Origin of the sequence: Acidithiobacillus sp. (assembly GCF_023255755.1) — a bacterium.
Lineage (GTDB): Bacteria > Pseudomonadota > Gammaproteobacteria > Acidithiobacillales > Acidithiobacillaceae > Acidithiobacillus.
In genome coordinates this window covers 1-7417 of sequence record NZ_JAGDVS010000125.1, presented here as the reverse complement: position 1 = coordinate 7417, position 7417 = coordinate 1, and the positions used below count along the sequence as shown (strand labels likewise).

Below are 7417 nucleotides of genomic sequence, written 5' to 3'. Positions count from 1 at the left end.
TGCCGAGCCACTCCGCGTCACGCACCTCCGCCAACGCCTCCGGCAACAGCGCGGCTACGGCATCCGGCAAGTCGCCCTGGACGAAAGACAGCCCCAAATGCGCGCGGAAACCATCCAGCAAGACCTTCTGCACCGCCATCAACTCCGGTGCTTTACCCAACAAGGCTTTTAAGCTCGTCACCCGTTCCGCCACCGAAGAGATGGCATGGGCATCCAGTTTCTCCAGCGGTACGCGCAGTACGCGCAACATCCGCGGAATGTCCAGATCGACCAGCACCGTGCCCTGAAACAGCAAGGTGTCTCCATCCATAATCCCACCGGTGCCGGAAATTTTTCGCCCTGCCACTTCAATATCATTGCGCGGACGAAATTGCGCGGTCACTCCCAAAAGAGACAAGCCAACCGCTGCCGCTTCACAGATCTTTCGTGACAACGACGCCATATCACCCTGGGGCAGCGCGTCCCGCCGACAAACCAACTCCCAGCCTATCTGGGTGGGATCAAAAATCAGTGCACCACCACCGGTGAGACGACGCTGCACCGCGATCCCCTGCTCACGACAGAACTCCAAGTTGAGTTCCTGCTCAGGTGATTGGTGATAGCCGACTAGCGCGGATTCCTCAAAGCGCAGGAAGCGGAAAATGTTGGGAATCTGACCTTCGGACATCGCCACGAGCAACGTCTTGTCTAATGCCATATTTTCGTCGGCCGGGCGCAAGCCGGTATCGACCACAAGCCAGTCTTTGGCGTTATACGTAGTCATAACGCAAGCAGCCGGACGAACGTGAAGCCCAGAAGAAACAATGCAGTCTCAGGCTGTAAACACAATCGGGATATCCCGCAGTTGTGTACGATGCTTCGGCGCGGCGGGGACATAGTCCAAGGGCATGGTGGTCGTCTCGTCACCGAGCGCCAGGACTTCTTCACCGACAATCATGGAGCAGCAGGAAGGTGTCACAAAGACATCCCGTTCCAGGTGCTTGGCGAGGGCTAGCATGCCATCAGAGGGAAAGGCCACCCCGTTCAATCCCGCCATGACCGCATAGGTATCGGTGATGGAACGATGCACGCCGGAAGGCCGCGCGCAGCCCAGCAATACCGGCGTTTCCGGCAGCGCAGTCCGCGCATCCATAAAGAATTTACCGATTTCATCCGCCGCTGGCGTCGCGAAAGGCCGACTCGAAGCGGCATACTGCGGCATGATTACCACCAACACCAGGGCACTGGGCATATGCCGTCGGATGATTTCCAGTGCGTTCCACTCACCGAGCAATTCACCGTAATGCAGCCCGATGACAATATGCGGCACCACTTTCATCTTGGTGGCGACCAAAGCTTCCAGCGCGGCCTCAAAGTCATCCACCGAACGGCGCAAATGATAAACCTGGTTGATGGTGTCCTGCGCACCGATCACATCCATCATGGCCACATCGACGCCTGCATCCTCCATCCCGCGTGCAAACTCCGGGGTCGCAATACCCGTATGCATGGCAATCTGTAAACTCGGATATCGATCCTTGATCTTGCGCACCATCGGGAAATAGGGTTCATAATGGACCACATTCTGATGGTCAGAACCTCCTGAAAGAAGCAGCCCACGGCCCCCATCCAGGACAATCTGGTCCACCAGACGATCCAGTTCTTCTGGCGTCCGCACCGGAATCATCGGCTCCAGAATCTTCGCCTTACAGTGATCGCACTGTAACTTACAGTCCCCACCGGTGATGGAAATGGCCGGGAAGGCATTCTTCCCACAGGCGGAGACCTCCGATGTTTCATGATGCTTGAAAGAAGGTGTATAGAAATTGATACGACCCACCTGGCTACCGGACAGACCGGACCAGCGTTCGCGCATAGAGTCCACCAAATCCGCATTGAGGACCAAATCCTCCAAAGCCTCTACTTGAGAAACGGCGTTTAACCATGGGTTCATATGAATTTCCATCCTTTACACAGAGAGAAGGCTGGACGGCCGCAAATGCAGCCGTCTTCTTGGATCATGACGGGCCTTGCTAATCAGCAGCCGCCAAAACCATCAGCCGTCATCTTTTCTTCAAAGGCCGCCAAAGCGTCGGCGCCGGTCTTCAGTTCACCAGCGTCACCGTCGAAGTCGGCCGGGGTAAGCTTGGCAATCCAGCCGCTGCCATAGGGATCTTTGTTGATGAGGCCGGGATCTTTCGCAACATCATCATTGCTCGATACGACGGTGCCACTGACGGGACTCTTCAACGGGCCTACCCATTTGCCAGACTCAACGGTCGCTGCCGACTTGTCCTTCTTGATGTCCTTACCAGCGCCCTTCGGCGTATAAGAAACGATCTGTCCAGCCAACGCACAAGCATAGGAGGTCATACCGATGGTCACACTGCCATCATCTTCCTTGCGCAGCCACACGTTATTATCCACGTTGTAAAGCAGATCTTCGGGGATTTCACAGCCACGTACAGTTCCCATCATTTTCTCCTTCGGGGTTACATTTTAGGTAAACAGAGCATGCTGCCAGGCAGCATTATTTAAAAAAACAGCAATCGGTCCACGGACAAAATCAAGTCGGCGAGATCACCGGCAGACGCCACCGCATCCACTTCCTCAATCAGGTTATCGGCCTCGATCTCATAGCCTGGAAGTGCCGGGCGACATACGTGAATTTCTACCCCGGCATTTTTTGCGTCACGAATAAAGTCGATAATGCGCTTACCACCAGCCATCGCCGAGAGATTTTCCGCAACACCCGCCTGCATCAGCCTGACCGCTTCCATCGTGCAAAAAATCTTAACCTCAGCATCCATGGAAGACAACAGGGCGCCCAGATAAAAAGGTGTCGCACAGCGATGTGCCGTGCTTGGCCCACTGGTCATCACGATGACTACCGACTTTTCGCCCTGATCCTCCAGGTAGTGATCGCTCATCGCATTCCTCGTTCACAATGAATATCATCACGCAGACAGCGCTGCCGGTACAACTCAAAGGCAGCGTCTCCAGTAGACAGCTTTTCGAGCGCAACGTCTACCGAAGCCACTGGCCGTACCCGTGCGATCCATGCTTCGTAGGGTTCAATATTGAGAAGATTGGGATCTTCCAACACATCTTCGTTAGCCAAATCAATCACGCAATCAAAGACATTCGGCACCGGACCTGCCCACTTCCCACTCTCAATAGTGGCGACCGGCTTACCCACCGGACGACGTGTCCCAGGCCTGCGTACCCGGACATGCAAAATCTTTCCCGCAATCGACTGAGATATGTCGGTCATACCCACGGTAAGTGTGCCATCGCCTTCGCGTCGCACCCAGATTTGGCATTCCCGATCGTAATATAATTCGGCGCGGAATTCGCAACCGTTACATTCCATAGCCTTCCCCTGGTGTCAGCGGCAGGTAAAAAAAAGCGCCCCGCAAAGGGGCGCCTTTCTACACCGTTAGATAATACCTTTGGCAGCGAGAAGATCCATCGAGTCGCTGACATTGTCGGGGATACCGACTTTGCGCGCAGACAGACCCATGGCCAAACCGAGCAACTGGGTGAAATAAATCACCTTGACGTTCGATTTGATACCAAACTCGATCTCGGCACGTACCTGATGCATTTCCAGGCCGGAATGGCAGGTAGGACATTCGGTGGCGATCACTTCCGCACCGGCATCTTCCGCCGCCTGAAGGATATTCAGCACCAACTGGGTGGAAGTGTCCGAATCCGATAACGTATGGGCGCCGCCACAACACGCCGTTTTCAGAGGAAAATCCACACTGACGGCACCGGCAGCGGATAACAAGTCATCCATAAAATGTGGCGCATAAGAAGACTCGGAGCCAGGACCCTGATCCTTCTCCGGAAAAATCTGCCGGGGACGGGTGTACATGCAACCGTAGTAGTTGGCAATCTTCAGCCCATTCAAGCTCTTCTTGACCTTACTTTTGATGCCGTCGGTGCCCACTTCCTCCATGAACCATTCCAACGCATGCAAGCTGCGCACATCGCCTTCATAAACAGGGTCACCCGATTTGTCGGCGAGTTCCTGCACCGTCTTCATGGTTTCTTCCGAAGTAGCGCACTCATATTCGGCCTGCTTCAGATTACGATAGCAGCCATTACAAGGCGCCATCACCGTATCGCAGCCCTGCAGCTTACTGGCAATAGCCAGATTCCGCGCAGACATATACGTCTGCAGCATGGGATGAATGTTCTTCACTTCCATCGCACCACAACAGTTGTAGTCTTCGAGGTTTTCCATCTCCAGACCGAGTTCTTTCACCAGAACGCGGGTGGATTTGTCATAGGGTCCGCCGGAACCTTCCAGCGCACAGCCCGGATAATATGCAACTTTAGCCATGATGAGCGGCCTCCTTCTGTGCCTTCACATACTCAGCGAGGACTTCACCGGTTTTACCCCATGATTTGGTCTTCGGACGGAACACCGTGTTCATTCCCATTTTGGCCAACTGGCCTAAAGGCAGGTGCTTAGTCAAACGTTTGCCAAACTCCACGATCCAGGGCTGCACCATGGGCTGGCCGGAGCGCTTGAAAAACCCCATCATCACCTCAGTATCTTCAATGCGCCCATACTCGATACACTGATGCGTGAACTCTTCATCAAAATGTGTGGACAGCGTCTTGGGCGTTAAGCCGTTATCTTCCAGCCAATGCGCTGTCGCCTTCATCACTCCTTCAGGACGGACATCCTTAGGGCAGATGTTGGTGCATTTATTGCAGGAAACACACTGCCAGATGATATCTTTATCCTTTATCAGCTCGGCTTTCAGCCCCAAACGAATCAGATAAATCCAGTAACGCGGATTAAAATCCACGTTCTGCGCATACATGGTGCAGGAATTGGTACAAGAACCGCACTGCCAGCAGCGATGCACGTTCTCACCACCGCTGTAACTCTGGATGATCTCTTCAAAATGCTCTTCGTAGTCCGTCAGCGTGCGTGGGGTAATCATGGTGTTCCAGGAACCGGAAACATCCACCCCATCTACTACCAGGTGATCGTGCTGCAAAATCCGATCGGGATCGATCAGTGTTTTCTCATGAATAGCCATAGCCGCTCCTATACCCTAATTCATTAATGAATGTCGTCTCTCTTGATACGAGAGCCACCCATTCGCCGGTGTACCTCTACGCCCAGCAACTTACGAATCTGTTCCGTAAAGTCTGTTTGGCCGCCAAAATCCGAACGCAAAAAGCCTTCCGCCATAGCGCGCACATATTGCGAATACTGGTGGGCCAGGATGATATCGACCATATAAGGTACATCACGATATACCCCTAGTTCTAACAGCGCTTCCCGCATCCACTGGCGCAAGCCCTCAAACATTTCCGGGCTTTCGCCAAAAGGGAAGTCGGTCAGGTAGTCTCCCCCACGGATGAATTCCCGCACCGCGCCCGAAGTGGTACCCTGATCCCAGACCCATCGCGTCATCAGCGGATACCGCTCGGGATCGCTGAAGTGCAAAACTTCGGCCCCCATATCCCTGATAACGCGTTTCGCTTTTCCTGTGGCAGGCAAAGCCTCTTCAAAACGCGTCATGCGCTGTGCCAGATCGCCGTGACCATCCAGCAAATCGCGCATCATTTCACCTACCCGTGCAGCACCCTGCTCCTCTATGACGGGCCAGATCTTGCGTCTCGCGGTAAACATCTGCTCCACGAGATGCGCCATCTGTGCGTCCGTCAGCGGCCGTTTGTCCTCCAGCAGGAGACGACGAAAACTCGCCGTTTTCTCTGTCAGGCTACTGACCAGGTCAGCAAGACCCTGCTGCCCCTCGAATGCCTCTTCAAGCTCATAAAAAGATCTGCTGAGCAGTCCCTTATCGAGCTCAATCGGCAGTGAGGCGGGAACGATATGCTCTTCGTTCCCGTTGTGGTAGATGTCAGCTGGCAACTTTCTGCTGTCCGTAGAGATCGGCTACCGCACGCGAACCAGCGGACTGGCCCTGAGCAATGGAACTATCAATATCCTCCGGACCTGTAGCAGCGCCGCACACGTAGATACCCTTGCGCGTCGTGCCCTGACTATTCGTGTACTGTTCCGCACGATCAATAAATCCATGTTTTTCCAGACCGATACCAAAAGTCTTGGCAATTTCCGGATTCAACGCATTGGGATCCATGCCGATGGCGTGAACGACGATATCCATGGGAATCACAATAGGACGCTTAACCAGAGTATCTTCGCCTTTAACCAACAAACGGCCATCAGGGGACTTGGTAACTTCGGCAATACGCGCTTTGACAAACTTAGTCTTGTATTCTTCCTGGCTCTTCCAGTAGAACTTGTCTTCATAAAGGCCAAAGGTACGGATGTCCATGTAGTAGATGAACACGTCGGTGCTCGGCGAAATTTCCTTGATCTCCATGGCGAGATTGGTGGAAACGGTGCAGCAGATTTTGGAGCACCATTCACGACCAATCTGGCGGTCGCGCGAACCAACGCAAAGCAGGATGGCCACGCGTTCTGGAACCCGGCCATCGGAGGGGCAACGGATCTGACCTGCAGTCACCATCTGCTCCATCTGCGTGGTGGTAAGCACGTCTTCATAGGTGCCGAAGCCCCATTCCGGTTTATTGATGGAGTCAAAATGCGTGAATCCGGTACCGAGAATGATCGCACCCGCTTCGACCTTATCGCCGTTGCTCAAGGTGGCCGTAAAGTTACCTGCTTCGCCCACTACCTGGGTGACCTTGGCAGACTTGTGAATGCTGACGTTCCCGTCGCCTTCCACACGGCTGACCATACGGCCGATGGCATCTTTAGCCCACTCGCCCGAAGGTACCAGTTTGGCGTAACCGGAGATGATGGGAGCACCGCCAAGAATATCTTCCTTCTCGACAATGACGGCCTTCTTACCCATGGAGGCTATGGTGGCGGCTGCCGACAAACCTGCTGGACCTGCACCTACGACTAACACTGTATCTTGTGCACTCACTGAACTTTCTCCTTAAGCGCCCGCTTGCATGTTGATGTTCTGATTGGTGGCGAGTTCGGGGTTGTAGAGGTATTCCACATTGCCCTGTTCCACCTGCTTGAGATATTCCTGGAAGTCGGCCTTGGCCTTGTCCCAACTGATGCCCATCTTTTCCACCAGGTCTTCACAGGGTGAAGCGTGCCACTGCAACTGGACTATCTTGAAGGGATCGGCGCCACAGGCGAGGGCCGCGAGCTGCACGTCGGCGATGATAGGGATGCTGTAGTTCATGTCATGGGCTTTGCCGATCCACTGGTTTTTGTCCATGGTGGTGATACAGCCGGTGTCGATGCCGATCATCACGTCGGCGTTGGCTTCTTCCCGGGCGACCTTGATCTTGCGATTCATGGTGAAGCTGCGGGTAAACTCGCGCTCGGAGATGATGTGGCGGAAACCAAAGCCACAGCAGTCATACCAGGTGGAGTAGTCGATAACTTGGGCACCCAGGG

The 7417-nt window shown here is 54.2% G+C and carries 10 protein-coding genes; all 10 read right to left on the bottom strand.

Annotation, left to right across the window (positions count from 1 at the left end; translation table 11 throughout):
• On the bottom strand, window positions 1-763 hold a 763-nt coding region (locus Q0C48_RS08730; protein ID WP_291523469.1), incomplete at its 3' end, for a lipoate--protein ligase family protein.
• A 48-nt stretch (window positions 764-811) separates the two neighbouring features.
• Complete coding sequence (locus tag Q0C48_RS08725) at window positions 812-1933, bottom strand: radical SAM protein (RefSeq protein ID WP_291523467.1); 1122 nt, start codon at window positions 1931-1933, stop codon at window positions 812-814.
• Between the two features lie 83 nt (window positions 1934-2016).
• Complete coding sequence (locus tag Q0C48_RS08720; RefSeq protein ID WP_291523466.1) at window positions 2017-2457, bottom strand: glycine cleavage system protein H; 441 nt, start codon at window positions 2455-2457, stop codon at window positions 2017-2019.
• A 56-nt stretch (window positions 2458-2513) separates the two neighbouring features.
• A complete protein-coding gene (locus Q0C48_RS08715; RefSeq protein ID WP_291523464.1) occupies window positions 2514-2909 on the bottom strand; it encodes a DsrE family protein in 396 nt (131 codons plus the stop codon).
• Window positions 2906-3352 carry a glycine cleavage system protein H gene (locus Q0C48_RS08710; RefSeq protein WP_291523462.1) on the bottom strand — a complete coding sequence of 149 codons (447 nt, stop codon included), beginning with the start codon at window positions 3350-3352 and terminating at the stop codon, window positions 2906-2908. The genes Q0C48_RS08715 and Q0C48_RS08710 overlap by 4 nt, the downstream gene beginning before the upstream one ends.
• Before the next feature lie 66 nt (window positions 3353-3418).
• Entirely contained in the window at window positions 3419-4330 is a 912-nt protein-coding gene (locus Q0C48_RS08705; RefSeq protein ID WP_291523460.1) for a CoB--CoM heterodisulfide reductase iron-sulfur subunit B family protein, read from the bottom strand.
• Entirely contained in the window at window positions 4323-5042 is a 720-nt protein-coding gene (locus Q0C48_RS08700; RefSeq protein ID WP_291523458.1) for a 4Fe-4S dicluster domain-containing protein, read from the bottom strand. Before Q0C48_RS08700 ends, Q0C48_RS08705 begins: the two co-directional genes overlap by 8 nt.
• 23 nt (window positions 5043-5065) lie before the next feature.
• Window positions 5066-5884 (bottom strand): hypothetical protein, encoded by an 819-nt coding sequence (locus Q0C48_RS08695; RefSeq protein ID WP_291523455.1) that lies wholly within the window; start codon window positions 5882-5884, stop codon window positions 5066-5068.
• Window positions 5874-6929 (bottom strand): FAD-dependent oxidoreductase, encoded by a 1056-nt coding sequence (locus tag Q0C48_RS08690; protein ID WP_291523453.1) that lies wholly within the window; start codon window positions 6927-6929, stop codon window positions 5874-5876. Before Q0C48_RS08690 ends, Q0C48_RS08695 begins: the two co-directional genes overlap by 11 nt.
• 12 nt (window positions 6930-6941) lie before the next feature.
• Window positions 6942-7417, bottom strand: a 476-nt coding sequence (locus Q0C48_RS08685; RefSeq protein ID WP_291523451.1) for a heterodisulfide reductase-related iron-sulfur binding cluster, incomplete at its 5' end; no start/stop codon positions are given.

Bases quoted from the DNA above. Each gene is read 5' to 3' on its own strand.
- Q0C48_RS08715 (WP_291523464.1), bottom strand. From the start codon at position 2,909: ATGAGCGATCACTACCTGGAGGATCAGGGCGAAAAGTCGGTAGTCATC.
- Q0C48_RS08710 (WP_291523462.1), bottom strand. From the start codon at position 3,352: ATGGAATGTAACGGTTGCGAATTCCGCGCCGAATTATATTACGATCGG.
- Q0C48_RS08700 (WP_291523458.1), bottom strand. From the start codon at position 5,042: ATGGCTATTCATGAGAAAACACTGATCGATCCCGATCGGATTTTGCAG.
- Q0C48_RS08720 (WP_291523466.1), bottom strand. From the start codon at position 2,457: ATGATGGGAACTGTACGTGGCTGTGAAATCCCCGAAGATCTGCTTTAC.
- Q0C48_RS08725 (WP_291523467.1), bottom strand. From the start codon at position 1,933: ATGAACCCATGGTTAAACGCCGTTTCTCAAGTAGAGGCTTTGGAGGAT.
- Q0C48_RS08705 (WP_291523460.1), bottom strand. From the start codon at position 4,330: ATGGCTAAAGTTGCATATTATCCGGGCTGTGCGCTGGAAGGTTCCGGC.